At 65.5% G+C, this 26,291-nt stretch carries 23 protein-coding genes; 6 read left to right on the forward strand and 17 right to left on the reverse strand.

Features of this window, described 5'->3' with window-relative positions; translation table 11 throughout:
• Positions 1-89: 89 nt before the first annotated feature.
• From E8E75_RS21950 to E8E75_RS21960, 3 genes are read right to left on the reverse strand one after another with little or no spacing between them, the layout of a single operon-like run.
• On the reverse strand, positions 90-755 hold the full coding sequence (locus tag E8E75_RS21950) for a methionine ABC transporter permease (protein WP_153917733.1): 666 nt from the start codon (positions 753-755) through the stop codon (positions 90-92).
• On the reverse strand, positions 752-2,125 hold the full coding sequence (locus tag E8E75_RS21955; RefSeq protein ID WP_153917731.1) for an LLM class flavin-dependent oxidoreductase: 1,374 nt from the start codon (positions 2,123-2,125) through the stop codon (positions 752-754). Before E8E75_RS21955 ends, E8E75_RS21950 begins: the two co-directional genes overlap by 4 nt.
• 10 nt (positions 2,126-2,135) lie before the next feature.
• The gene (locus E8E75_RS21960) at positions 2,136-3,359 is read right to left on the reverse strand and encodes an SfnB family sulfur acquisition oxidoreductase (RefSeq protein ID WP_153917729.1); all 1,224 of its coding nucleotides are present in this window, start codon (positions 3,357-3,359) and stop codon (positions 2,136-2,138) included.
• 509 nt (positions 3,360-3,868) lie between these two features.
• Here E8E75_RS21960 and E8E75_RS21965 point away from each other — a divergent pair.
• The gene (locus E8E75_RS21965) at positions 3,869-5,035 is read left to right on the forward strand and encodes a CBS domain-containing protein (RefSeq protein WP_120652319.1); all 1,167 of its coding nucleotides are present in this window, start codon (positions 3,869-3,871) and stop codon (positions 5,033-5,035) included.
• A 157-nt stretch (positions 5,036-5,192) separates the two neighbouring features.
• On the opposite strand, the gene E8E75_RS21970 is transcribed toward E8E75_RS21965, so the two are convergent.
• Together E8E75_RS21970 and E8E75_RS21975 are read right to left on the reverse strand one after the other, a co-directional pair.
• The gene (locus E8E75_RS21970) at positions 5,193-6,053 is read right to left on the reverse strand and encodes a LysR family transcriptional regulator (protein ID WP_120652321.1); all 861 of its coding nucleotides are present in this window, start codon (positions 6,051-6,053) and stop codon (positions 5,193-5,195) included.
• Between the two features lie 76 nt (positions 6,054-6,129).
• Positions 6,130-7,098, reverse strand: a complete 969-nt coding sequence (locus E8E75_RS21975; RefSeq protein WP_153917726.1) for a YafY family protein — start codon at positions 7,096-7,098, stop codon at positions 6,130-6,132.
• Positions 7,099-7,226: 128 nt separating this feature from the next.
• On the opposite strand from E8E75_RS21975, the gene E8E75_RS21980 reads away from it, so the two are divergent.
• Entirely contained in the window at positions 7,227-7,934 is a 708-nt protein-coding gene (locus E8E75_RS21980) for a glutathione S-transferase family protein (protein WP_153917724.1), read from the forward strand.
• 58 nt (positions 7,935-7,992) lie between these two features.
• Here the strand turns inward: E8E75_RS21980 and E8E75_RS21985 are convergent, their stop codons facing one another.
• The 5 genes from E8E75_RS21985 to E8E75_RS22005 all read right to left on the reverse strand — a co-directional run bounded on the left by E8E75_RS21985 (position 7,993) and on the right by E8E75_RS22005 (position 11,863).
• Positions 7,993-8,436 carry a nuclear transport factor 2 family protein gene (locus E8E75_RS21985; RefSeq protein WP_153917722.1) on the reverse strand — a complete coding sequence of 148 codons (444 nt, stop codon included), beginning with the start codon at positions 8,434-8,436 and terminating at the stop codon, positions 7,993-7,995.
• A 120-nt stretch (positions 8,437-8,556) separates the two neighbouring features.
• Positions 8,557-9,780, reverse strand: a complete 1,224-nt coding sequence (locus E8E75_RS21990; RefSeq protein ID WP_153918004.1) for an RNA polymerase sigma factor — start codon at positions 9,778-9,780, stop codon at positions 8,557-8,559.
• Between the two features lie 31 nt (positions 9,781-9,811).
• On the reverse strand, positions 9,812-10,189 hold the full coding sequence (locus tag E8E75_RS21995; protein WP_120652328.1) for a YciI family protein: 378 nt from the start codon (positions 10,187-10,189) through the stop codon (positions 9,812-9,814).
• A 190-nt stretch (positions 10,190-10,379) separates the two neighbouring features.
• Positions 10,380-10,907 (reverse strand): SRPBCC family protein, encoded by a 528-nt coding sequence (locus E8E75_RS22000; RefSeq protein WP_120652330.1) that lies wholly within the window; start codon positions 10,905-10,907, stop codon positions 10,380-10,382.
• A 62-nt stretch (positions 10,908-10,969) separates the two neighbouring features.
• The gene (locus tag E8E75_RS22005; RefSeq protein WP_280359781.1) at positions 10,970-11,863 is read right to left on the reverse strand and encodes a LysR family transcriptional regulator; all 894 of its coding nucleotides are present in this window, start codon (positions 11,861-11,863) and stop codon (positions 10,970-10,972) included.
• Positions 11,864-11,963: 100 nt separating this feature from the next.
• Between E8E75_RS22005 and E8E75_RS22010 the strand changes: the two genes are divergently transcribed.
• A complete protein-coding gene (locus E8E75_RS22010) occupies positions 11,964-12,662 on the forward strand; it encodes a CTP synthase (protein WP_153917717.1) in 699 nt (232 codons plus the stop codon).
• Positions 12,659-12,979, forward strand: a complete 321-nt coding sequence (locus E8E75_RS22015; RefSeq protein ID WP_120652334.1) for an antibiotic biosynthesis monooxygenase — start codon at positions 12,659-12,661, stop codon at positions 12,977-12,979. The genes E8E75_RS22010 and E8E75_RS22015 overlap by 4 nt, the downstream gene beginning before the upstream one ends.
• 20 nt (positions 12,980-12,999) lie before the next feature.
• Here E8E75_RS22015 and E8E75_RS22020 read toward each other — a convergent pair whose 3' ends face one another.
• Genes E8E75_RS22020 through ptsP form a run of 3 tightly spaced genes read right to left on the reverse strand, consistent with a single transcriptional unit; the run spans position 13,000 to position 18,559 of the window.
• The gene (locus E8E75_RS22020; protein ID WP_153917715.1) at positions 13,000-14,745 is read right to left on the reverse strand and encodes a PTS fructose-like transporter subunit IIB; all 1,746 of its coding nucleotides are present in this window, start codon (positions 14,743-14,745) and stop codon (positions 13,000-13,002) included.
• Positions 14,742-15,698, reverse strand: a complete 957-nt coding sequence (gene pfkB, locus E8E75_RS22025) for a 1-phosphofructokinase (RefSeq protein ID WP_153917713.1) — start codon at positions 15,696-15,698, stop codon at positions 14,742-14,744. The genes E8E75_RS22020 and pfkB overlap by 4 nt, the downstream gene beginning before the upstream one ends.
• Entirely contained in the window at positions 15,698-18,559 is a 2,862-nt protein-coding gene (gene ptsP / locus E8E75_RS22030; protein WP_153917711.1) for a phosphoenolpyruvate--protein phosphotransferase, read from the reverse strand. Before ptsP ends, pfkB begins: the two co-directional genes overlap by 1 nt.
• A gap of 203 nt (positions 18,560-18,762) precedes the next feature.
• Here ptsP and cra point away from each other — a divergent pair, with 203 nt between their 5' ends.
• Positions 18,763-19,752 (forward strand): catabolite repressor/activator, encoded by a 990-nt coding sequence (cra, locus tag E8E75_RS22035; protein ID WP_120652341.1) that lies wholly within the window; start codon positions 18,763-18,765, stop codon positions 19,750-19,752.
• 71 nt (positions 19,753-19,823) lie between these two features.
• Here cra and feaR read toward each other — a convergent pair whose 3' ends face one another.
• The 4 genes from feaR to E8E75_RS22055 all read right to left on the reverse strand — a co-directional run bounded on the left by feaR (position 19,824) and on the right by E8E75_RS22055 (position 24,604).
• On the reverse strand, positions 19,824-20,774 hold the full coding sequence (gene feaR / locus E8E75_RS22040; RefSeq protein ID WP_120652342.1) for a transcriptional regulator FeaR: 951 nt from the start codon (positions 20,772-20,774) through the stop codon (positions 19,824-19,826).
• Positions 20,775-20,914: 140 nt separating this feature from the next.
• Positions 20,915-21,493 (reverse strand): DUF3156 family protein, encoded by a 579-nt coding sequence (locus E8E75_RS22045; RefSeq protein WP_153917709.1) that lies wholly within the window; start codon positions 21,491-21,493, stop codon positions 20,915-20,917.
• Complete coding sequence (locus E8E75_RS22050; RefSeq protein WP_120652346.1) at positions 21,474-22,973, reverse strand: APC family permease; 1,500 nt, start codon at positions 22,971-22,973, stop codon at positions 21,474-21,476. The genes E8E75_RS22045 and E8E75_RS22050 overlap by 20 nt, the downstream gene beginning before the upstream one ends.
• A gap of 143 nt (positions 22,974-23,116) precedes the next feature.
• Entirely contained in the window at positions 23,117-24,604 is a 1,488-nt protein-coding gene (locus E8E75_RS22055; protein ID WP_120652348.1) for an aldehyde dehydrogenase family protein, read from the reverse strand.
• 332 nt (positions 24,605-24,936) lie between these two features.
• Between E8E75_RS22055 and E8E75_RS22060 the strand changes: the two genes are divergently transcribed.
• On the forward strand, positions 24,937-26,274 hold the full coding sequence (locus E8E75_RS22060) for an aspartate aminotransferase family protein (RefSeq protein ID WP_120652350.1): 1,338 nt from the start codon (positions 24,937-24,939) through the stop codon (positions 26,272-26,274).
• Positions 26,275-26,291 lie beyond the last annotated feature (17 nt).

Genomic DNA, 26,291 nt, shown 5'->3' on the forward strand with positions numbered 1-26,291 from the left:
GTGCTCCTGGGCAGATTTGGATTGGCCGTCGTGGGGTCAACGTGGGGCCTTGGGTGGGCAGCGAAAGCCGGCTGCCCTGCGGCGGGATTTCAACGGCGGCTGTAGCGGATCACGAGACGGTCGCCGCTCGTCTGCAGCGCCTGCACCAGCAGGACCAACAGGGCCACGGTGACCACCATTACGTCGGTCTGGAATCGCTGGTAGCCGAAGCGGATGGCCAGGTCGCCCAACCCACCGCCACCGATCACACCGGCCATGGCGGTGTAGTCCACCAGCACGATGGCGGTGACGGTCACGGCGGCGATCAACCCGGTGCGGGCTTCCGGTAGCAAGGTGTGCCAGATGATCTGCCAGGTGCTGGCACCCATGGCCTGGGTAGCCTCCACCAGTCCGCGGTCCACTTCGCGCAGGGCGGTTTCCACCAGCCGCGCGAAGAACGGCGTGCAGCCGGCCACCAGCGGCGGAATGGCCCCGGCGACGCCGAGGGAGGTGCCGGTGAGCAGCGTGGTCAGCGGGATCATCACGATCAGCAGGATGATGAAAGGCAGCGAGCGCAGCATGTTCACCACCGCCGAAGCGAAGCGATAGAAACCAGGCTTCTCATGCATCTGCTTCTTGCCGGTGAGGTAGAGCAGTACGCCCAGCGGCAGGCCGAGCAGCACGGTAAAACCAAGCGCCAGGGCGAGCATGGTCAGGGTGTCGATGCAGGCCTGGCCGATCTCAACCCAATCGAGGTTGGCGAGCAGTTCGTTCATTGCCCCACCTTCCTGCGCAATCGCGCGGCCGGATGCGGCTCGACAAGACGGTCACCCTGGCCGAACAGCTTGTGGCGCAGGCTGCCGTCTTCGTACTCGCGCTTGAACAGGCCACGGGCCTGAAGCTCCGGCACCAGCAGGTCGACGATATCCACAAAGGTTTCCGGCGCGACGATGCTGGACAGGTTGAAGCCGTCCACGTCGGTCTCTTCCACCCAGCCCTGCAGCTCATCGGCCACGGACTGCGGCGAACCCACCAGCAACGGGCCGTCACCGCCCAGGGCGCAGTAGTCGGCGATCTCGGCGGTGGTCCAGGTGCGGCTCGGGTCAGCGGCCGTGAAGGCATCCACCGCCGACTGGATGGCGTTGCTCTGGACCTGGCGCAGCACCTGGTCCGGCGCGTACGGGCCAAAGTCGATGCCGGTCCAGCCGGACATCAGCGTCAGGGCACCGTCATGGCTGGCGAACTCGCGGTACTCGCGCCACTTCGCCTGGGCCTCGGCATCGGTCCGCGCGACGATCACCGTGAGCTGGTTGAACACCTTGATGTCGCTGCCCTTGCGCCCGGCGTCTTCGGCCTGGCGGCGCAGGTCTGCCACCTGGTTGCGCAGGATGTGGCGGGTGGGCGCGGCGACGAACACGCACTCGGCATTACCGGCGGCGAAGGCCTTGCCCCGACTGGAAGCGCCGGCCTGGTAGAGCACCGGAGTGCGCTGCGGCGACGGCTCGCTGAGGTGGAAGCCGGGCACCTGGAAGTGCGCCCCCTCATGGGCAATCGGATGCACCTTCGTCGGGTCGGCATAGACACCGTGCTCGACGTCGGCGACCACTGCGTCCTCGTCCCAGCTGGCTTCCCAGAGCTTGTAGCAGACCTCCAGGTATTCCCCTGCCAGGGCATAACGCTGCTCATGATTGAGCTGCTGCTTGAGACCGATGTTGCGTGCGCCGCTCTCCAGGTAGGAGGTGACGATATTCCAGCCGGCACGACCGCCGGTGAGGTGATCCAGCGTGCTCATGCGCCGGGCGAACGGGTACGGGTGTTCGAAGGACACCGACGCGGTCACGCCGAAACCCAGGTGCCGGGTAGCGGCGGCCATTGCCGGCACCAGCAGCAGCGGGTCGTTCACCGGCACCTGGGCGGCGGTGCGCAGCGCCTGCTCCGGTCCACCCTGGTAGACGTCGTAGACGCCCAGCACATCGGCGAGGAACAGGCCGTCGATCTTGCCGCGCTCCAGGGTTTGCGCCAGCTCGATCCAGTAGTGGATATCGGTGTAGCGCCGTGCCTGATCGCGCGGGTGGCGCCAGAGGCCGGGGGAAAGGTGGCCCACGGCGTTCATGGCAAAGGCGTTGAGGCAGATCTGCTTGCTCATGTCGCGCGCCTCAGGACCAGTCGTGACGCGGAGGCTTCACGCCGTTGAGCAGCCAGTTACCCACTACGTGGTACTTCCAGCGCACCGGGTCGTGCAGGGTATGCACGCGGGCATTTCGCCAGTGGCGATCATGGTTGTGGCGCGCCAGGGTGGATCGAGTGCCACCCAACTCGAACAGCTTGTTGGAGGCTTCGATGGCGACTTCGGTGGTCAGCACCTTGGCCTTGGCCACGGCTACCGAGGCGGCGGCCACATTGTCCTCGTCCGGTGCCGGGCGAGCGGCATCCATTACCTTGCCGGCACGCTCCAGCAGCGCTTCGGCGGCTTCCAGGCGAATCCCCAGGTTGCCCACCTGGATGATGGTCAGCGGGTCATCGCTGGCCTTCTCCACACCGGCATCGATCCACGGGCGCGCATGCTCACGGACGAAGGCGATGGTGTCGCGCAGGGCCGCACGGGCGATCCCGGCATCGATGGCAGCGGTGGTGATCTGGGCGAACGGGCCGGCCAGCGTCGGGCTCTCGTAGGAACGGTAGGTGGGGAACAGGTTAGTCGCCGGCACCCGCAGGTCCTGGGCCAGCACCGTGCCGCTGGAGGTGTTGCGCTGACCGATGCTGGACCAGTCGTCGACTATCACCAGCCCGTCGCTGCCACGCGGGACGAAAGCCAGCTGGCCCTTGTCGTCTTCGTCCACGGCCAGCACCGCCAGCCAGTGGGCGTAGAGCGAGCCGGTGCAGTAGCCCTTGCGACCGTTGATGACATGGGCATCACCGTCACGGCGGATGCGGGTCTGGATGTCCTGGACGTTCTTGCCGCCGGTTTCCGACAGGGCATTGGCGAAGCGGTTGCCCTTCAACGCCAGGCCGAAGAAGAGGCGCTTCTGTTCATAGGTGCCCTGCAGGCGAATGTCTTCCAGCAGGCAGTAGTGGTTCTGCGGGATCTGCCCGAGAGACGCATCGGCGGCCGAGATGATGGCGATCACCTCGGCCAGCGTGGCGTAGCTCACCTCGGCGCCGCCGAACACCTTGGGCACGGTAATGCCCCAGAGGCCGCTGTTGGAGAACACGTCCACGACTTCTGACGGAACCTGGCGAGTGCGATCGCGCTCGGCATCGCCCTCGAGCAGGAAGGCTGCAACGCGATGGGCCACTTCGATGGCTTGCGCATCGCTGCGAATGATCTGGGCGTCGGGGATACCAATGAGGTACTGGGCGGAAATCGGGGATTGCGACATGGGGCTCTCTGCACTGCTGTTTCGCCGCGAACAGTCGCGACCTTGCTTGCAGAGGGATAAAGCAGCACCCGTGCCAGTTTTGTTTTTATTTATAAATCAACGAGTTAGTAATTTCAGCAAACAGCCAAGCCTGAATTAAGCAGGCAACTTGCTGCTCAGGTGTTGCTGGAGCAACACCTGGGAAGGGAAGAAAGAATCAGGAATTCATCTCCAGGTCCCAGTGCTTTAGTGCACTTTTTTTGCACTACACAAGCAATAACATTCATTAGTCTTCTATTTTTTCACCCCTTAGCATGCCCCCATCCCCGACGCCCGGCCCGGTGTGGCCTGCGCAAGCAGGCTCCCGAGGAACCGTGCGCGAGAGAAAACATTTCCATATCCAGGGATGGAGCTTCCCACTCCGGTGGGATTGAGAGGACCAGGGGTCTGTACGAAAAGCCGCCCGGCTCCGGCACTTTCCGTACAGCGCCTCCGGCCTCTCCCTTTCTCAACTGCCTAGTGTCATGCCCATGCCCCAGAACCCATTGCGTCTCTGGCTGCAGCGACTGCTGCCGGACGCCAGTAATGCCCCTCCACGGGAGTGGCTGCGCGCTGCCATTGGTGGCTGCATCGCCGTCTTTCTCGCCGCGCTGGTTTGCAATCAGCTTTTCGGTACCGACCTGGCGTTGCGCCTGATCGCACCGTTCTCCGCCTCCGCGCTGCTGCTGTTTGCCGTCACCTCCAGTCCGGTTGCCCAGCCATGGCCAGTGGTCGCCGGCAATGTGCTGGCGGCAGCCATCGGCTTGCTGGTCAGCCACTGGGGCCTGCCCCCGCTGGCCGCCGCTGCTACCGCCTTCGGCCTGGCCCTGGTGGGTATGCAGGCGCTGCGTTGTCTGCATCCCCCCAGCTGCGCCATCGCCCTGGGGGCCGCGCTCGGTGGACCAGTCTTCTCCGCGCTCGGCTGGCATCTGCTGTTGCCCGTACTGTTGGGGTCGCTGGTACTGGTGAACACCGCACTGCTGTTCAACAACCTCAGCGGCGTCCCCTACCCGCGCAAGGTCGCGCACCCTGCCAGCGGCCCGCACCTGACCGCCGACCCCTTGCCCGGCGAGCGCAATGGCATCGCCGAGGTTGATCTGGACCGCGCACTGGCTGAGTTCGGCAGCTTCGTCGACGTCACCCGCGATGATCTCCAGCGCCTGCTCCAGCTCGCCGAAAAGCACGCGCTGCGCCGCACCATGGGCGACCTGCGAGCGGCACGGATCATGTCCCGCGACCTGCGCACCATCGGCCCCGAGGCCCCAGTCAGCGAGGCCTGGCGCCTGCTTGACCAGCATCATCTGAAAGCCCTGCCGGTACTGGACGACAAGCAGCACCTGGTGGGCATCCTGACCCTCTCCGACCTGCTCGGTCACGCGGCCAGCACGGCACCCCGCAGCCTCGCCGAACGCTTCCGCGCCCGCCGCGAAGCGCCCGTGTCGCGGCTGATGAGCCGGCCGGTGCGCTGCGTGACCGTGGACACGCCGTTGGTGGAGTTGGTGTCGCTGCTTTCCGACCAGGGCCTGCATTGCCTGCCGGTGCTGGACGACAGTGGCCGCGTGGTCGGGATCATCAGCCAAAGCGACCTGATCGCTGCGCTCTACCGCAACTGGCTGCAGGACCTGCAACAGCAGCCGGTACTGCAGCTGGCGAGTTGAGTCCCGCACACACCTGTGGGAGCGATTTCAATCGCGAATGAATTCGCTCCCACAATCGCTGCCCAGCTCCGTAGGGTGCGCCGCGCGCACCAACAATCCCGTGCTGGAACACTGGTGCGCATGGCGCACCCTACGGATTGACCTTGGCGGGATCGGCTCAGATCGGGTCCCAGCGCCGGGACCAGTCGATGTCCTCGGTCACCACGTCGCGCAGCACGTCGATGGCCTGGCGCAGGGCCGGGGAATCCTTCTCGCGGGAGTAGACCAGGTAGGTGGGATAGGTGAATTCCGGCGCCTTCTCCACCCGTTCCAGCTCGCCATTCTCCAGGTGCCCCTGCACCACGCGGGCCCGGAAGTAGCCGGAACCGCCGCACTGGAGGATGTAGTGGAGCGCCAGCGGCCCGAGATTGGTGGACAGCACGGCGCTGGCCTTTTCCGGTAGCGCGGCGTCATGGCGCTGGCGGAATTCCTGGCCCCAGTCGTTGTAGATGTAGGGCTCGGGATTGGTCGTCGAACGCACCTGGATCAGCTTCTCTTCCAGCAGCAACTCCACTTGCAGGCCCGGCCAGTAATCCGGGCGGTAGACCAGCGCGGCATCCAGCAGGCCGCGCTGCAGTTGCTGTTGCAGGTGGCCCGCCTCACCGACTTCCGCACGGACCGCATGGGATGGCATGCGCTCGCGCAGGCGGATTACCCAACTGAGCACCAGCGGACTGCACAGGCTGACTTCGCCGCCCAGGTTGAGCACGTCGCGAAAACCCTCGGGCAGCGGCAAATCGCGCCTGGCAGCCTCCCATGTCTGCACCAGTTGGCTGGCATAGGCAACGAACACTTCGCCATCGGCGGTCAGCCGCGCCCCCGCGCGATTGCGCACGAAGAGCCGGCAATCCAGTTGCTGCTCGAGGTTGTGCACCCGCGCGGTGATTGTGGTCTGGGTGACGTGCAGGCGCTCGGCCGCGGCGACGAAACTGCCGGTACGAACGATCTCCAGGAAGGTGCGCGCCAGGTCGATATCCATGGGTGTGCTCGGTGCGGAAAGAATGGCCGAGTTTAACGGCTGACGAAGCGCCTCGCGTCGACTTGTGGGGGCGAGTTCATTCGCCAGTGGGCGTCCCCGTCTCCACCAGCCTCAGCAACCGTAAGGCACTGGCGCGAACTTCCTCACGCAAGGCCTCAGGTTCGCGCACCTCGAAATCGCAAGGCAGCTTCATCAGCTGTCGGGCGAACCAGCTCATGCTGTCGGTGCGGGTACGCAACAGCACGCCCTCCTCCTGCGGCTCCAGCAGGCCCATACCGCTGCTTAGCTCCTCGGCGGCACGGGCAAGGTCGCACTTGAGCAGCACTTCGACCGCCGTCGAACGGGGCAGTTGGGCGATGCTTCCGGTGAGGAAGGCGGCGGCGTCGAAGTCATGCGGACGTTCGAAGCGGGCGTCCAGAAGCAGCAGAGCCTGCATCCGGTCCAGGCGGAAGCTGCGTAGATCCCGGCGCAGATGACAGTAGCCGCTCATGTACCAGCGCCCGGCGCGATAGACCAGGCCATACGGATCGGCCTCGCGCTCGCTGCTTTCGCCATCGCTGGCGCTGTAGGTGAAACGCACCCGCTGGCGCATCTGCGTGGCGGCCGCGAGATCCAGCAACCAGCGCTCACTGGCATTGGCGCGCGATCCCGGCAAGTCCAGGGTGGCGGCTTCGCCCAGGGCCCGCAGCCGTGGCTTGAGGTTGGCCGGCATCACCCGCTCCAGCTTTGCACGGGCGCTGGCCACCGCTGGCGCCGCCTGATCCAGACCAAGGTTCTGCACCGCCAGCAGACCGAGGGACAGGGCCAGGGTTTCCTCGTTGGTGAACATCATGGGTGGCAGTTTGAAACCGGCTACCAGACGGTAGCCACCATGGCGGCCACGCTCGGCGGTCAGGGGAATGCCGATTTCCTCGAGGGTGGCGATGTAGCGCCGAAGGGTGCGGCTATCCACCTCCAGTCGCCGGGCCAGTTCGCTGCCACTGAGCTGGCCGTGGGTCTGCAGCAGCTCGAGTACGGCGAGCACGCGGGTGGTTGGATTAGGCATGGCCAGGCTCCATGAAAAAAGTTCCAGGCACGAAATTAATTAGGGCGGAATATAGCCTGATTCACTCCTAAGGTGGTTCCACGGCCGCTCAGCAAGGCCTTTCACCCCCCACTACAAGGAGCAAGACTATGGAACCCGTTCTCTTCTATGGCGTACCGCAAGGTTGTTCGTTCGGCTCGATCGTGGCCCTCGAGTGGCTCGGCCTGCCCTACCGCCTGTGCCGCGTGGAGATGCTGGAGCAGCCTTGGGACCCGCTGTTCGCCCGCATCAATCCGTTGAACAAGACACCCGCCCTCCTGACCGAAAGCGGTCAGCCGGTCAGTGAAAGCCTGGCCATCCTGCTCAGCCTTGCCGGTCGGAATCCGGGCAGCGAGCTGTGCCCGATCCAGGGCAGTCCGGAATACGACCGCCTGAGCCAGATGCTGGCCTACCTGGTGACTGATTTCTTCGGCTCGTTCGCACCGCTCTGGGCGGCCTACGAGATGGCCGATGGCGATGACACCACCAAGGCCGTGCTACGCAAGAAAGGCACTGCGGACGTGAGAGTGCAATGCGCTTATCTGGATGGCCTGCTGCAGGATCGGGACTGGCTGCTAGGTGAACAACGCAGCCTGGTGGACGCTTACTTCGCCGGTGTCAGCCGCTGGGTGGAGTACATGAAGCTGTTCGACCTTGGCCGGGAGTGCCCGCACCTGCAACGCTACCTGCTGAAGCTGAAGGCCGACCCGGCCATCACCTTCGCCCGCGCCATCGAAGACGGCGAGCCGGCGCTCAGCGATGGAGGCTTCAAGGGGCATGTGACGCTGGAGCAACTGGCGCCACGCCTGGCGGCCTGATCCACCCTGGCGGGAGCGAGCCTTCGCGAGCAGAGGTCGCTCCTGCAGGGGATGGCGGTCAGGGCTGCAGATCGAACAGTGCGTTGCCGCTTTCCATATCGAAGGGCGCAGAGAAGTGCTCGTGGACGATCTTCCACTGTCCGCCACGCTTGACATAGCACTGGGTGCCGCGCATCCAGCTGGTCTTCACTTCCCCGTCCTGCTCACCGCCGCAGCGCACCAGGCAGTGCAGGAAGGCGACATTGGCATCGGCCTGGATGGTCGGGTCGGCCGGTTCGAAGATGCCGTCGCCAGCACACATCTCCATGCAGTAACGCCAGTGCTGGCCGTAGTCCTGGAGTCCCTTGAACTGCAACTTGAGGATCGCGTCATAGGCGATCACGTCGTCCGCATAACAGGTCAGGATGGCGTCCACGTTCTTGGCGCGGGCGGCTTTCAGCCACTGGTTGAAGACTTCGTGGACTTCCAGCTCTGCGGTGGCCTTGAGGGTTTCGCTGCTCATGGTGCGTCTCCTTGGTTCCGAAAAGGGGTTCCGTCGGCGGTTTGCCGGTGGGTTCACCCTTGGTCGTGGGCCGCTGTCCGGCTTCGACAATGCGCTCGCCGGGATCGACGAACGGTGACGTCACTCCTCCAGTTCATGCAGGCGCATCTCGATGAAGCGCCGCTCGGGTTCCTGGCGTACCAGCGCCAGTGCGTTCTGGTACGCCGCACGCGCCTCGGCCTTGCGTCCGAGACGACGGCAGAAGTCAGCGCGGGTGGTATGCGCCAGGTGGTAGTCGCTGAGCTCGCCGGCATCCAACAAGGCGTCCACCTCGGCAAGCCCCGCTTCGGGACCATCGCGCATCGCAATGGCCACGGCGCGATTGAGCGCCACTACCGGCGACTGGACCAGCCGTTGCAGCACATCGTAGAGCCCGACGATCTGTCCCCAGTCCGTTTGCGCGGCGCTCGCCGCCTGGGCATGCACGGCGCTGATCGCGGCCTGTAGCACATAGACGCCGACGCGCCGGCTGGCCAGGGCTTGCGTAACCAGGGCGAGGCCTTCGGCTATCTGCGCCCGGTCCCACAGGGAGCGATCCTGTTGATCCAGCAGGATCAGGTCGCCGTTGTCGGTGGCACGGGCGGAACGGCGCGAGTCGTGCAGCAGCATCAGCGCCAGCAGGCCCATCACTTCCGGGTCCGGCAGCAACTCCAGCAGCAGCCGCGCCAGCCGGATGGCTTCGGCCGAAAGATCGGTACGGGTCAGGGAGTCGCCGGAGGACGCCGAATAGCCCTCGTTGAACACCAGATAGACGACCCGCAGGACGTTATCCAGCCGCTCCGGCAACTCGGCCAGCGACGGCACCTGATAGGGAATGCGCGCGTCGCGGATCTTCGTCTTGGCGCGGACGATGCGCTGGGCAATGGTGGATGGCGTACTCAGGAAGGCGCGGGCGATTTCTTCGGTCTTCAGGTCACAGACTTCACGCAGGGTCAGCGGTACCTGGGCATCGGCGGGCAGTGCCGGGTGGCAGCAGGTGAAGATCAGCCGCAGACGGTCGTCCTCCACATCCTCGCCCTCCTCGAACTCACTGGCAGCCTCTTCAAGTTCGGCCAGCAGGTGACGCTTCGACGCGTCGAAGCGGGCGCGCCGGCGCAGGCCGTCGATGGCCTTGAAGCGGCCGGCCGAAACCAGCCAGGCGCGCGGATTGGTCGGAATGCCGTCCCGCGGCCACTGCTGCACGGCGGCGATGAAGGCATCGTGCAGGGCTTCCTCGGCCAGGTCGAAATCCCCCAGCAGACGGATCAGCGTTGCGAGGACGCGGCGCGAGTCGCTGCGATAGATCGCCTCGACCCGCTTGTGCAGTTCGGCCTCGTCCATCAGGCCCCCCGTTGCATCAGGAAACGGCACCCAGGGTCGGCCGGACCTCGGGCTCGCGCACAGGTCGCACCTCGATGCAGCCCAGGCGTGCCGGCGGGATCTTCGCGGCGATCTGCAGCGCCTCGTTGAGGTCGCGCGCCTCGATCAGGTAGAAGCCGCCGAGCTGCTCCTTGGTTTCCGCGAAGGGGCCGTCGGTCATCGATACGCGACCGCCCTGCAGGCGCAGTGTGGTGGCGGTCCGTACCGACTCCAGCGCATTGGACGCCAGGTAGTGGCCGCTGGCGGCGAGTTGCTCGGTGTATTCCACGCACTCACTGGCGATCGCCTGGTAGTCGGCGTCGGTCAGGGTGGCGAGCTTGGCTTCTTCGATATAGATCAGGCACAGGTATTTCATGATGGGCTCCTCGGGTGGCTGCGGGGTACTGACACCCATTGGTCGTTCGGCGCCAACGGGAATCGACAGCGGCGCGAGAAAATGTCGTGGCGAATTCATTCGCGAATGAATTCGCCCCCACGGGGGAGGAACTGAGGATAGCTCTGCCTGGCCGCCCGGCCCGCTGACGAGCCGAGCGGTCCGTTTCAGGTTATTTCTCGGCGGCGGCCTTGAGGTTCACCAGGCCCTGGTCGAACTTGCTGCCGACCATGTCATCCATGTCGAAGAACACCTGCATCAGGCGATGGGTATAGGGCGAAGGCCCGTACATGGCCCAGGTGACCTGGGTGCCGCCGTGCTGCGGCCGCAACATGAATTCGGCGGTGTTGTGGGCTTCGAAGGGCATCTGGAAGTCCAGCTTGATCTCCACCTTCGAGGCCGGCTCGCTCTGGGTGATTTCCATGCGCCCGGTGCCCACCTCGTTGTTGCCCTGCCAGGCATACGCGGCGCCGACGCCTTCCTTCGGGCCGCTGTAGCTGCGCTTGAGTGCCGGGTCGAGCTTTTCCCAGGGCGACCAGGACGTCCATTGGCGCAAGTCGTTGATCAGCGGGAAGACCTTCTCCGGTGGCGCCGCGATGGTGGTCGTGCGTTCGATGCGGAAATGATCCGGGCTGATCGCGGCGTACCCCAGCACGCCGAGTAACGCGATGACGATGATGGCGAGTATGGCTTTGAACATAGCGCCCTCCCGGGGCTTGCAGGCAGGTGGACTGGCACTTGGGCAGCATTGCCAGAACAAGGTTAGCCGCTCTGCGCCGCGACGCCTGGCAGCCGGATGTGTCGCCCCAACTCTTCGAACAGGGTGATGACCGAACGCAGCGCACGACAGTCCGGCCGGGTCAGTAGCCAGAGCGCGCTGGTGCAGCCGGGCAGGTCGCCTTCGAGAACCGTGAGTCCCGCTTCGCCACGCACCAGGAATTCCGGCAGCGCCGCCACACCGAGGCCGGCACGCACCAGTTGCGCCACCGACAGCATGCTGTTGCAGCGATGCATGGGCTGCACGTCGGGGAAGCGCTGGCGACGCCAGACCAGGCTGGGATGGTTGGGCAGGAAATCGTCAGGGGCTATCCAGGCCATGCGCGTCGGATCGCGTTCGGGCCAGCGCGCCAGATATGCATCCGCCGCGCAGAGGACGTAGGGCACCGGGCCCAGGCAGCGGCCCACAAGGTGGCCGGGCGGAGAGGTGGTCAGGCGCAGGGCGATATCCGCGTCGCGGCGGCTGAGGTTGGCGAAGTCGTTGGAGGTGGTCAGCTCCAGTTCCAGCGCGGGATAAGCGGGCATGAAGTGCGCGAGTGCGGGCAACAGCAGCCCGTGGAGTACGGCGTCGGTGCAGGTCAGGCGCAGGGTGCCACTGATAGCCTCGCTACCCTGCTCCAGGCCCAATCGCGCCGCTTCCAGCGCCTTCTCCGCCAGCTCGGCCTGCTGTGCCAGCAGTTGCGCCGCCATGTTGGGGAGGTAACCGGCGCGGCTTTTCTCGAACAGCACGCTGCCGAGCGCCTGTTCCAGGCGCCGGAGGGCGCGGAATACCGTGGAGACATCCACCTTGAGCTGCTCAGCGGCCCGAGCCAGGGTGCCACCACGAACCAGCGCAAGGACCAGGGCCAGGTCGGCGTGGTCGATCTTGTATTGCGTCACTGCAATCCCACCTTGCCAAATCGCCAATATTGATTGCTTTTTCGCAACTATATAGTCGACCGGAGCGGGCGCAAGCCGCGCCTGGCAATGGAGGACAGAGATGAAGCAACTGCGCATCGGCCTGGTCGGCGACAGGGACGACAACATCACCGCACACCGTGCCATTCCCCACGCCCTTGAGCTCGCCGCACGGGCCACCGGGAAAGACGTGGAAGGCATCTGGTTGGCTACGGAACGCATTGGCCAGACTCGGCTCGACGGCTTCGATGGCCTCTGGTGCATTCCCGCCACTCCTTACCGCAGCACCGAAGGCGCTCTGCAAGCGATTACCCACGCGCGCCGCAACGCCCAGCCATTTCTCGGCACCTGCGGTGGCTTCCAGCACGCGCTGCTGGAGTACGCGCGCAATGTGCTGGGCTGGTCCGATGCCGAGCACGCCGAAGAAGTGCCCCATGCATCGCGCGCCGTCATCAGCCCACTTGCATGCGCCCTGCGGGATACCCTGGAGCGCGTACGACTGACCCCCGGCTCGCGCGTGGCCGAAGCCTACGGCGCCGAGGATGCGTTCGAGGGCTACTTCTGCGGATATGGACTCAACCCGACTTTCCGCGAAGCCCTCACCCAAGGTCCGCTGCGCGTTTCCGCCCAGGACCCCGCCGGGGCCGTGCGCGCAGTGGAACTGGACGACCACCCGTTCTTCATCGCCACCCTCTTCCAGCCGGAACGTGCTGCGCTGATCGGCCGCCTGCCACCGCTGGTACACGCCTTCGTCAATGCCTGCCAGGAGAATGCCCGATGATTGCCCAGACGCCGGAGCCGCCCTACTACGCAGTGATTTTCACCTCGCTGCGCAGTGAGACCGAGCAGGACTACGCCGCCACCGCCGAGCGCATGCTGGAACTGGCCGGTGACCAGCCCGGTTTCCTTGGCGTGGAATCCGCCCGTGGTGCCGACGGGCTGGGGATAACCGTGTCCTACTGGCGCAGCGAAGAAGACATCCGCACCTGGCGTCTCCAGGCCGAGCACCGTGAGGCGCAGCGGCGTGGACGGGAAGAGTGGTACCGGGCATTCCGCACCCGCGTGGCCCACGTCGAGCGGGACTACGGCAAGGCCTGAGCGCGGTGCACGACCAGGGGTCAGGCCACGCGCTGCGACTCCAGCACCAGCTCCTGCTCGGCTCCACGCTTGAGCAGCGCGTAGATCACTCCGGTCACCAGACTGCCGGCGACTATCGCCAGCAGGTAAAGCATCGCGTGGTTGATCGCGTTGGGGATCAGCAGCACGAACAGGCCACCATGGGGTGCCATCAGCTTGCAGCCGAAGTACATGGACAACGCGCCGGTCAGGGCACCGCCGGCGATGCTGGCCGGGATCACTCGCAACGGGTCCTTGGCAGCGAAGGGAATGGCGCCTTCGGAGATGAAGCACAACCCCAGCACAAGCGCCGCCTTGCCAGCCTCGCGTTCGCCCTGGGCGAACTTGCGACGCATCAGCAGGGTGGCGATGCCCATGCCGATGGGCGGCACCATGCCGGCGGCCATGGTGGCGGCCATCGGCGCATAGCTTTGCGATGCCAGCAGCCCCACGGAAAACGCGTAGGCGGCCTTGTTGATCGGCCCCCCGAGGTCCACGCACATCATCCCGCCCAGCAGCAGGCCAAGGAGGATGGCGTTGGACGTACCCATGTTGTCGAGGAAGTGGGTAAGGCTGGCGAGCATTCCCGCCACAGGCTTGCCCACCACGTAGATCATCACCAGGCCGGTGAACAGGCTGGCGAGCAACGGGATGATCAGGATCGGCTTCAGCGCCTCGACGCTCTGCGGCAGGTTCAGATGGCGATTGATCGCCCGCGCCGAGTAGCCCGCGAGAAAGCCCGCGACTATGCCGCCAATGAACCCGGCGCCGAGGATGCTGGCCAACAGGCCGCCGATCATGCCTGGCGCCAGGCCGGGACGGTCTGCAATGGAATAAGCGATGTAGCCGGCCAGCAGCGGCACCATCAGCTTGAAGGCCGCGTCGCCACCAATCTGCATCAGTGCGGCAGCGAGGCTGCCCTCCTCCTTGAACGCCTCGATGCCGAAGACGAAGGACAGGGCGATCAACAGCCCGCCCGCGACCACCATCGGCAGCATGTAGGAGACGCCGGTGAGCAAGTGCTTGTAGGCGCCCTTGGGTTCGGCCTTGGCCTTGCCTGCCTGGGCGTCAGTACCAGCCTTGGTGTCCAGCAACTGGCCTTCGCTCAGGGCACGCTTGAGGGTGGCTTCGGATTGCTTGAGGGCAACGCCGGTGCCGCAGCGAAAGACCTTCTTGCCGACAAAGCGGGCTGTGTCCACTTCGATATCGGTAGCCAGCAGCACGGCGTCGGCGGCGGCGATGGCTTCGGGCGTCAGCGGATCACGGGCGCCTACCGAGCCCTGGGTTTCCACCTGGAGGTCGATGCCCAGGCGCTGCGCCGCCTGCTTCAGCGCTTCAGCCGCCATGAAGGTATGCGCCACACCGGTCGGGCAGGCGGTGACAGCGACGATGCGTGGCCGTGAACCCGCGACGGGAGCGGCAGTCGGTGCTTCGGCTGCCTGCTCCCGCGCATCTACGGCGGCGCGCAGAAGGAAGGACTCGCTGTCGCGCAGGGCTTCGGCGGGGCTGGCGATGCACAGGCGCTTGCCGGTGAAGCGGGTCAGGTCCAGTGCACCGCTCTTGACTACCAGCACCCAGTCGGCGGCTTCCAGGGTAGCGGCCGACAACTGGTTTTCCGGGTGCTGCGGGTCGACGATTTCGACGCTGGTGCTCCAGCCCAGGCGCTGTGCGGCGGCGTCCAGCAGGCGCGCACAGAGCACGCTGGTAACCATGCCATTGGGGCAGGCAGTGACTATGGCGAGTTTCATCGGGACACCTCTTGTTGTTCTTCCAGCGCCCGGATCTCTACGGCGCCTTCGAGCTGTTGCAGTTGCGCGGCATCGCTGATGCCGAAGCCCACCTGGGTCACCGCCTGGGCGGCGATGGCGGTGGCGTGGCGCAGGGCGCGAGCGGCTGGCCAGTCCCAGAGCAGGCCGTGAACCATGCCGGCCAGCAGGGAATCGCCGGCACCCACGGTGCTGGCCACGCTGACCCTTGGCGGCTGGGCGTGCAGGGCGAAACCGGGGCCGAACCAGTTAACGCCGTCTGCGCCCTGGGAAATCACAATCTGCTCGATCCCCTGTGCCTGTAGCTGGCCAGCCTCTTCGCGTTGTGCCGCGATATCGGTCAGCGACCGGCCACAGAGTTCGCTCAGCTCTTCGGTGTTCGGCTTGATCAGCCAGGGCGCGGCCTGCAGGCCGGCACGCAAGGCTGCGCCGCTGGAATCCAGGGCCACTTTCAGGCCATGCCCCTTGAGCCGCGTGATCAGTTCGGCGAGAAAACACGGCGCCACACCTCGAGGCAGGCTGCCGGCCACCACGGCCAGATCATGCCCCGGCGCAACGGCATCCAGTCGCGACAGCAGCGCAGCCTGGGCGGAGGCATCCACCATCGGACCCGGGCCATTGATATCGGTGATGCGCCCGTCGGCTTCGGCCAACTTGATATTGCTGCGAGTTTCCCCCGGTACACGAACGAAGGCGTCGGAGAAACCACGCCGGGCGAACAACGCCTCGAAAGCTTCGGCGTTGTCCGCGCCGAGAAAGCCGGACACCGTCAGGTCGTGACCGAGGTCAGCCAGCACCTGGGCGACGTTCACGCCTTTACCGGCAGCATGGCTGGCTTGGGCCAGGCTGCGATTCACCCGGCCGGGTTCCAGGCGATCCAGGCGCAAGGTCAGGTCGAGGGCGGGGTTCAGGGTGATGCAGAGAATGCGAGCCATCAGAAACGCTCCGCCAGTTCGCGGACCGCCGCCGCGCTTTCCAGGGTCAGTGCACCTTCAGCCAGCTCACGGGCAGCACTCAGGTTGAACTCGCGCACCCGTGCCTTGACCTCGGCAATGCCACCCGTGGACAGGCTCAATTCATCCACGCCCAGCCCCACCAGCAGTGGCACCGCCAGCGGGTCGCCCGCCAGCTCGCCGCACACGCCCACCCATTTGCCCTGGGCGTGGGCTGCGCGCACCGTGAGGGCGATCAGTTGCAGCACTGCCGGGTGGAGGCCATCGGCCTGGGCGGAAAGCGTCGGGTGGCCACGGTCGATGGCGAGGCAGTACTGGGTCAGGTCGTTGGTGCCGATGCTGAAGAAGTCCACCTCGCGGGCCAGCACGGGGGCAATCAGAGCCGCGGACGGCACCTCGACCATGATCCCAAGTTGCAAGTCGGCCTGGGGAATCTCCGCGGCAACTTTCAGCGCCATGTCGCGGGCCTGACGCCATTCTTCGACCGTGCCGACCATGGGGAACATGATGCGCAGCGGCCGCCCTTCGCTGGCACGCATCAGCGCACGCAACTGGGTCTCCATCAGCTTCGGACGCTGCAGGGTCAGGCGCACCCCGCGCACGCCAAGGAAAGGGTTCTCCTCGTCCGGCACCGGCCAGTAAGGCAATGGCTTGTCGCCACCGACATCCAGGGTACGGGCCACCAGCGGGCGGCCCTCGAGGGCGTCGAATACCCGGCGGTACTCCGCTTCCTGGGTGGCCAGGTCGGGCGCCTGCGGGTGAGCCATGAAGATGAACTCGGTGCGCAGCAGGCCGACGCCTTCCGCACCTTGCGCCACCGCCTTGGCGGCTCCCGCGCAGTCGCCCAGGTTGGCGCAGATTTCCACCCGGTGGCCATCGCGCGTCAGGGCCGGTTGCAGCTTGTCGGCATCGGCCAGTTGCAGGCGGCGCTGGCGCCCTTCCTGCTCCTGACGGGCCCGTTGCAGCTGTTCGGCATCGGGAGCAACGACCAGTCGGCCGCGCTGGCCGTCCAGCAGCAGCGGTGTAAGCGGTTCCAGCAGCAGCACACCGGCTCCGGCCCCAACCAGTGCGGGAATGCCCAGGGCACGGGCGACGATGGCGCTGTGGGAAGTGGCACCGCCACGGGCGGTGAGGATGCCAGCCACGCGGTCGCGGTCAAGGCGCGCAACGTCGGAAGGCGCCATCTCGTCCATCACCAGGACATAGGGCTCGTCCGGCTCGGAGGCCGCCTCCACGCCACAGAGCTGGGCCAGCACGCGGCGGCCGATATCCCGCAGGTCGGCGGCACGCTCGGCCAGCAGCGCATCATGCAGGCTTTCCTGCTGGGCGGCGGCTCCTTCCACCACCGCCAGCCAGGCAGCGGCTGCGCTTTCGCCCTGTTTCAGACGGGCATCCACCTCGTCGCCCAGTTCCGGGTCGGTGAGCATTTCCAGATGGGTGATGAAGATTTCGCGGATGGCTTTCGCCTCGCTGCGCAGCACCAGCGCCTCGATCTCGCCACGCACATGGCCGATGGCCTGTTGCAGGCGCGAGCGCTCGACGTCGGGGGACTCGCCACGCAGCGGATAGTCGAACTCCTTGTGCAGACGGATATGTGCAGGCCCAACGGCGATACCGGGGGCGGCGGGTACCGCGTGGAGCTGGCTGCCAGGCGTCGGGGCGGCGATGGGTTGCGCCTCCGCTTCGTCCTCCGGAGTGGCCTGCTCGCTGACCGGCAAGGGTTCGACCTCTTCGCCCAGACCCTGCTCGATGGCGGCTTTCAGCGCCGGCAAAGCGGCATCGGCGATAGCCGGTTCGGCAATGACCTCGATGAGCTGACCACGGCGGATGCCCAGGCTCAGGAGCTTGCTCAGGCTCTTGGCGGACACGGCGGCCGTGGCGCTGTCGGCAAGCCGCAGACGAATCTCGCCATCGAAGGTCTTGGCCAGTTGCGCCAGTTCCTTGGCCGGCCTCGCGTGCAGACCGTGAGCGTTGGCCAGGGGTAGACGCAGGCTCGGCCAGTCGGGCTGGATGTCTCCACCCAGGACCTCAAGTACCGCGCGACGTTGAGTGGCGCGGGCGAGCTCGCGGCCCCGCCCCTCGATCAACAGGGCGCATAGGCGTTCCAGCAGCGCCAGGTGGGCGTCGCCCAGGCTGGCCAGGCAGAACAGTCCGTTGAGGGGTTGGTCGAGAAGGCGCAGGGGTTTTTCCGGCGTCAGGTAGGCCAAGCCGGGACGCTGCACTGCCTGGTCGCTGTGCAGCCACCAGAGGCCCTCGCCCAGGGGCAGCGGTTCGCCCTGCAGCAACGCGGCGGCAAAGCTGCCGCCAACGCACTCGGCGCGACGCAACAGGCGAGCGCCTTGCAGCACCAGCTCGTCATAGTCTTCCACTGCCACGCCAAGGCCGATCAGTTGATCGTCCAGCGCCAGCTCCTGGGGAGCGCCCTGCAGCAGCTTGAGGATGTCTTCCGGGGTTTGCGCCTGTCGCAATTCGCTGCCGAGATCAGCTTCACCCAGGGCACGGGTGAGGATCTGCAGCAGGCGCAGGTGTTCATCGGATTTGGCGGCAATGCCGATGGCGAGGTAGACGATCTGTCCACCGCCCCAGTCGACCCCTTCGGGGAACTGCATCAGGCGTACGCCGGTGCTGAATACCAGCTCGCGGGTCTGCGGCGTGCCATGGGGAATGGCGATGCCCTGGCCAAGGAAGGTGGAGCCCTGGACCTCGCGAGCCTCGAGACCGGCGAGGTACCCCGCCGCCACCAGGCCATCGCCCTCGAGCAGCTCGGCGAGCATGCGCAACGCACCCGCCTTGTCCGCCGCGACCAGGCCCATGGAAATCTGCTCTGCGGTCAGTTCGAGCATCGCATCACCTCTTCGGGCCTTGCGCCCTTCTTATCGTTGTCACTTGCCATCAGCAGCGCCACCGAACGTCGGTTGGATCGGTCAAAGCGTAGACAGAGCGCTTGCTGAATCGTTTCACTAAACTGAGCTGGCACGTTACTCGATAATCTTCGATTCTTGAAGCCCGCCCGATGAAACACATCCGCATAACAGGAGTCGTGAACTTGAAACTCAGCGATATCGCCCGCCTGGCCGGTGTTTCGGTGACCACCGCCAGTTACGTGATCAACGGCAAGGCCGAGGAGAAGCGCATCAGCCCGGCCACCGTGGAGCGCGTGCAGGCGGTGGTGGATGAGCATGGTTTCAAGCCCAATCCCCAGGCCGCCGGCCTGCGCAGCCGACAGACGCGCACCCTGGGTTTCATCCTTCCAGACCTGGAAAACCCCAGCTACGCACGCCTGGCCAAGCTGCTCGAACAGGCCGCGCGGGCGCGGGGCTATCAGTTGCTGATCGCCAGTTCCGACGACGAGCCGGAAAGCGAGCGGCAGCTGCTCAAGCTGTTCCGCGCGCGGCGCTGCGATGCGCTGATAGTCGCCAGCTGCCTGCCGCCGGAAGACGACAGCCTCGCTCGTCTGCTGGACGAAGGATTGCCGGTGATCGCTGTCGACCGGGTGCGCGATCCGGCGCGCTTCTGTGCGGTGGTCAGCGACGACCGCCAGGCCAGCCTGCAGCTCACCCGCAGCCTTTTGAGCCCCGCTCCCCGCCGCGTCGCCCTGCTCGGTGCGCGGCCAGACCTGCCCATCAGCGCCGAACGCAGCGCGGGCTTCCATGACGCCTTGAAAGGGCTCAAGTGCGAAGTGCTGGAACTCCAGGGCGAAGACTTCAGTCGCGAGTGCGGCCAGCGCCTGATGGCCGACCTGCTCGGACAGGGCGAGTTGCCGGATGTGCTGATCACCACCGCCTACGTCCTGCTGGCAGGCGTGCTGGATGCCCTGCGCGAACACGGCGCCTGGCCACAGGGGATGCGTGTGGGCACCTTCGGCGATACCCAGTTGCTGGACTTCCTGCCGCTACCGGTGAACTCCATGTACCAGCAGCACGAACTGATCGCCGAACAGGTCCTGGGGCTGGCCCTGGCGGCGGTTGAGCGGGACGTTTACGAGCCGGGCGTGCGCGGCGTGGCGCGGAAGTTGAAACAGAGGATTGCCCGGTAGGAGCGATCTTGCTCGCGAGAACTGCGCCGGAAGAGCTTCGCGGGCAAGCCCGCTCCTACAGAACCGCCACCTCAACCGATGAACGCGTTTGCGCGGTAATCCCGCGGCGACTGCTCGAAGTGCTTCTTGAAGGTCCGGCTGAAATGCGCCGAATCGGTAAAGCCCCAGCGAAAGGCAATGTCGGTGATGGACTCATTACGCAGACGCGGATTGGAAAGGTCAGCGGCGCTGCGTTTCAGGCGAGCGCGCTGGATGAACCGGCAGACACTGTCGCCCTGGTCCTCGAACAGCCGGTAGAGCTGGCGCACGGAGATGTTCAGTTGCCTGGCCAGGGACAGCGGTGTCAGTCCGGGCTCTGACAGGGACTGGTCGATCAGTTGCTGGGCCATGCTGCGCAGGCCGGCATTGTGGCAGCCATCCTGTTCGCTGGTGGTTTGTCCGGGTTGCAGGCGCAGGGTCGGCGCCAACAGGGCGATCAGCGCTTCCTGCAGAGCCTCGCCCTCTTCGAGGCCAGCGCAATGGTCAAGCTCACCGCCGCATATCTGCTCCACCAGGGTTCGCAAGACCCGGCCGCTGGCGCAGTGCTGGGAGAGCTTGCCGAAGGTCGGCCGGCCTTCCGGCAAATGGCGGCAGACATCCTCGCGGGACAGGTGGAAGGAGGCGTGTTCGATCAGCCCGTGGGGGACGATCTCGCAACCGCGGGCCGAGTCCATCAAGGCCATCTCACCCGGAGCAAGCTCCACGCTTTCGCCATTCTGGCGCAATTGCGCACGACCTCTGCGCTGGACGATCAGGAAACAGTGGCGGTCATCGTCGTGGTCGATTGAGGTGCGCTGCCGGCTGATCATGCCGGCATTGGTGCGGATCTGGGCGACTTCCAGGCCGGCAAGGTCCTGGCGGGAGATTTCACCGATGAACAGCCCATGGCTGAGTGCGGGACGCGACTCGAAACGGCCGCAAACGCCTTGCAGAGAACGGAGCCAGGAATCGAAATCATGGGAGCGGACAGCTTGGGCAACCATCGGGAACCTCCGGATCGGGCTGACGCCACATTGTTGTTATGGCGACATTATTAACATGTTATCTATTTTGCCGACAAGGAAGCTGCCAGGCCCGAATAGATCGTTAATGCCTAAGCAAGAGGTGTACCCGTCCAGCTCGTTCAGTGGTTACCAAGAACGTCCTTGAATGCGCGCAACGCCTGCAACAGCAACTGCCGCTGTTCGGGCACGAGACGGATATAGCGGCGGAAGCCGGGCATCCGGTTGACCACTTCGCTGGCCCCCATGTGTTCCAGGCGGACTCTCCACTGCCGCCCTTCCCGCTCGATCACCAGACGTTTGAAATCCAGCGGCATCAGTGCCGCCCGCAACACCTGGTCGCTTTCCAGGCGCCCCAGCAACTCGCCCAGCGCGCGTGCATCGCCTGCACGCACATTGCAGGTGACTCCTTGGCGGCGAATCGCCCCACGATGGCTCAGTTCGATACGCACTGGTCCCACTCCGGTCGAAGGGACCTGCAAGACGAACTCGGTGAGCACCAGGTGCATGAGGAACTGCGCCTGGACCCGTTCACGAACATCGAAAACCAGGTCCCCGTCATCGCTGGAGAAGCGCGTGACCGCCCCCTCCAGCGTTTCGGCGTGCAAGCCTTGCAGGTCGCGCATCACCTTCAACAGCGTCGCCCCCGGCCGGTAGCCGGGAGGCGGCCGCCGCCAGTACTCAGACAGGCTTGGAAACATGGCTGAAATTCTCCACGGCGTGGGCAACAGGTTCGTGGCTGAACTCTTTTTCCAGCACTTCTTCCACCGGAACCGGAAGGAACGGATTGACCTTCTGAACCACCAGCGTCCAGAACAGCGCATAGGCAGCGGTAAGGCCCAACATCACGCCGAAGGGGATGTACACGTCACGGGGGTTCATGCCCGGCGGCGTGATGTACCAGAGACCGATGAGAATGCCGACGCTGGAGACGATCTGCGGCAGCGGGAACCAGGGCGAGCGATAGGCGCGCGGCAGGTCCGGACGACGGATGCGCAGCATCACCACCGACAGGGTCACCAGCAGGTAGGCGGTGCTCCAGGCGCAGACGGCGGCCAGAACCAGATTGAAGATGTCATCGGTATTGCCACCCAGCCACCAGGCGTGAATGCAGGGAATCGCTGCCGCCACGGCGATGCACAACAGCGGGGTCTTGAAGCGCGGATGCAGGTAGGTGAAGGCCTTGGGCAGCGCGCCATCGACGGCCATGCCGTACATGATGCGCGGAAGGCCGGCCATCAACGTGTTGATGGTGGCGGCACCGGCGAACAGGAAGCCGATACCCAGCCAGATCGGCCCGATATCGCCCATCACGGCCTGGGCGAACTGAGGAATGGCCATGGGCGTGTCCAGCAGATGCACGCCGGTCGCTTCGTCCAGCAGCACGTTTTCCACCTGGCGTTTCATGGCCGCGCCGTAGATGAACATGCAGGACGCCACTCCCAGAAGCCCAAGGGCCATCGCGCGCGGCAGGGTCCGGGCCGAACGGCGTACTTCCGGAGCCAGCGGGGTGACGAACTCGCAGCCGACGAACATGAACATCGCCATGCCCACCAGGGACAGGATGGTGGTCAGGTCAGTACCGATCAGCGAGGCGCCGAACCAGCCGTCCAGCTCCACCCTGGGCGCGGCAATGAGGCCAGCCACACCGAAGATCATCAGCGTCGTCCACATGCCAAAGGTGAGGATCACTTCGGCCTTGCTGAACACACTGATGCCAAACGCATTGAGGATGCCGAAGGTAATCACGAAGGCGACACCCAACAGCCAGGAGCCACCGGCGGACTCGACAAGGGTGTTGAGGTGCTCGAAGTTCACCAGGGCCATGACCCCGGAGAGGATGGTCTCGGCGGTGCCGGCGAACACATGCACGATCAGGTAGGCGGAAATGGTGCCGGTGATGGCGAAGAAGCGCCCCATGCCACAGGAGATGTAGTCGTATACCGAACCACTGGTGGGCAGGATCGATGCCGCCTCGGCAAAGGTGGTGGATTGCGCCAGCATCATCACGGCGGCGATCAGCATGGCCACGGCGAAGGCACTGCCACCGATGCCGAAACCCATGGTGGCGGTGAGGATCACCGGGCTCGCCATGATCAGGCCGATGGTGCTGGCGAGCGCGGTGGGAAATCCGACCGTACCGCGATCCAGGTGTGCGGTGAGTCTTGCGTTGATGGACATGGTGGTGAACCTCGAAGGCGGATGTTGTCGTTGTTTGGTTCAAGGCATGTAAAAGGCCGGACCTCCACAAGGGCCCGGCTTCGCCGCAGCAGGCGAAAGGTCTTCGGAGCGACGCCCGCACGGGTGTGCTCCTGGTACGGAACTCAGTAGGCGATGCAGACCGACTTGTTTTCGGTGAAGGCTTCGATGGCGGCATGCCCCATCTCGCGGCCGATGCCGGACTGCTTGAACCCGCCGAAAGGCATGGACGGGTCCAGCAGGTTGTGGGCGTTGACCCACACGGTGCCGGCCTTCAGGCGCGGGATCAGGCCCATGACCTGCTTCAGGTCGTTGGACCAGATGCTCGCCGCCAGGCCGTAGGGGCTATCGTTGGCCTGGTGCACCACTTCATCGATTTCGTCAAAGGCGGTGGCGACCACTACCGGACCGAAGATTTCCTCGCGCACCACCTGCATGTCCGAGCGCACGTTGGCGATCACCGTCGGCTTGACGAAGAAGCCTCGCTCGCCATGGGCCTCGCCACCGCAGATGACACTGGCGCCTTGGGCACGACCGCTCTCGATCATGCCCAGCACCCGGTGCTGCTGCTTGGCGGAGATCAGCGGATTGATCTGCGCGCTCGGATCCAGACCCGGACCAATGCTCAGGGAGCCAGCGATGCCCTGCAGGCGCTCCAGCACCTGGTCGAAGGACTTGCGCTGCACATAGAGGCGCGAACCGGCGGTACAGACCTGGCCCTGATTGAAGAAAATCGCCCCGGCGGCACCAGCAGCGGCGTTATCCAGAGCGATGTCGTCGAGCACGATCACCGGCGACTTGCCGCCCAGTTCCAGGGTGAAGCGGGTCATGTTCTCAACCGCCGCATGGCCGATCAGCTTGCCCACCGGGGTGGAGCCGGTGAACGCCAGCTTGTCGATCCCCGGATGGGCCGCCAGCGCGGCGCCCGCTTCGGCGCCCACACCGGTGACGATGTTCACCACGCCGGCAGGAATGCCCGCTTCCAGGCACAACTGGCCCAAGCGCAGGGCAGTAAGCGGGGTTTCGTCCGCTGGCTTGAGCACCACTGTGCAGCCACAGGCCAGGGCCGGCACGATCTTCCACAAGGCCATCATCAGCGGGAAGTTCCAGGGCACGATGGCCCCCACCACCCCCACCGGCTCCGGCACCGTGTAGGCGCGGAACTTGCCGCCGGGAATCGCTCCGATCGAGACATCCAGGCTCTTGCCCTCGATCTTGGTGGCCCAACCCGCCATATAGCGGGTGTACTCCACGCCTGCCCCCACTTCGATGGCGCGCGACAGGTTGATGGACTTGCCATTGTTCAGGGTTTCCAGCTGTGCCAGCTCTTCGCCGTGGGCCTCCAGCACGTCGGCCAACTTCAGCAGCAGGCGTTCTCGGTCGGCCGGGCGCTGTGCCGCCCAACTTCCATCGAAGGCACGGCGCGCCGCGGCCACTGCGAGGTCCACATCGGCCTTGCCGGCCACCGCCACACGCGCCAGTTCTTCGCCCGTAGCCGGGTTATGCACCGGCATCTCGGCACCGGACAGAGCAGGACGGGACTGGCCGTCGATCAACAGGCCGTGGCGGGCCTCGACAAAGGCGGTCACGCGGGGGTCAAGGGCAATGCTCATCTCGGTTCCTCTTCTCGCTCGGCCGCTGGGGCGACCGGGTATCTCGGATAGTCGAGAGGCACTGTGCGCCAGGCCCGTGGCGCGATCTTGATCCTGGCTGCCGCCGGACTTGCCAATGGCTGCCAGGCACACTGGCAGGAAAAGGCAAACCCGCTGGCAGGCAGGTGCAAGTAATCAGCGGCGGCTTGAGGCACAAATGTAGCCACGCAGCTTGCACCGCTGCCCTTGGCGATGTTCGAAAAGTCGTCGAGCGACGGTCAGGCGAGCCGACTTTTAACGAAGCATCACCGATGCATAGGCACTTTTCGTACAAGGCCTGGAGGAGAATTCACATGACCACCCGCGACAATGCCTTCTGGCACCCCATGCTGCACCCCAACGAAATGAAGCAGCGCGAGCCCATCCGCATCCTCCGTGGCGAGGGCTGCTTCGTCTTCGATGACAAGGGCAACCGTCTGGTGGACGGCGTCGCCGGCCTGTGGAACGTCAACGTCGGCCACGGCCGCAAGGAGATCAAGGCGGCCATCGCCGCCCAGCTCGACGAGTTGGAATACTTCCAACTGTTCGACGGCATCAGCCACCCCCGCGCCGAAGAACTGGCCGCCAAGGTGATCGGCATGCTTGAACCCGAAGGCATGCGCCGTGTCGCCTTCAGCTCCGGCGGCTCGGATGCCGTGGAAACCGCGCTGAAGCTGGCCCGCCAGTACTGGAAGCTGCAGGGCCAGGCCGACCGCACCAAGTTCATCTCGCTGCGCCAGGGCTACCACGGCACCCACTTCGGCGGCGCCTCGGTCAACGGCAACACCGTATTCCGCCGCAACTACGAGCCGCTGCTGCCGGGCTGCTTCCATGTCGATACGCCCTGGCTCTACCGCAACCCCTACAGCCAGGACCCGGCAGAACTGGCACAGATCTGCGCCGACCTGCTGGAGCGGGAGATCCAGTTCCAGAGCCCGGACACCGTGGCCGCCTTCATCGCCGAGCCGATCCAGGGTGCTGGCGGCGTGATCGTGCCGCCGGAAAACTACTGGCCGCTGATCCGCAAGGTCTGCGACAAGTACGGCGTGCTGCTGATCGCCGACGAGATCGTTACCGGCTTCGGCCGTTCAGGCTCGATGTTCGGCAGCCGCCTGTGGGGCGTCAAACCCGACATCATGTGCCTGGCCAAGGGCATCTCCTCGGGTTACATCCCGCTGGGTGCCACCGTGGTCAATGAGCGCATCGAGCAGGCCTTTGCCAACAACGGCAACTTCACCGGCGCGATCATGCACGGCTACACCTACTCCGGGCACCCGGTGGCCTGCGCCGCCGGGCTGGCCAACCTGGACATCGTCGAGAAGGAAAACCTGCCGGCCAACGCAACGAAACAGGGCGACTACCTGCTGAAAAGCCTGGCCACCTTCCCCGAGCGTTTCGCCGCCGTGGGCGAAGTGCGCGGCAAGGGCCTGATGGTGGCGCTGGACCTGGTGAGCGACAAAACCACCCGCGAGCCCATCGACCCAATGGGCGGTTACGCCAACCGAGTCGCCGAAATCGCCCGCGCCAACGGCGTGATGGTGCGCCCGGTAGGCACCAAGATCATCCTGTCGCCGCCGCTGGTCATCGAGCAGGAGCAGATCGATACCATCGTCAATGCGCTGGCGATCGGCTTCCAGGAAGCGCATCGGTAAGCTCGACCCGGAGCGCG

This window comes from Pseudomonas sp. BN606, assembly GCF_029873115.1.
Lineage (GTDB): Bacteria > Pseudomonadota > Gammaproteobacteria > Pseudomonadales > Pseudomonadaceae > Metapseudomonas.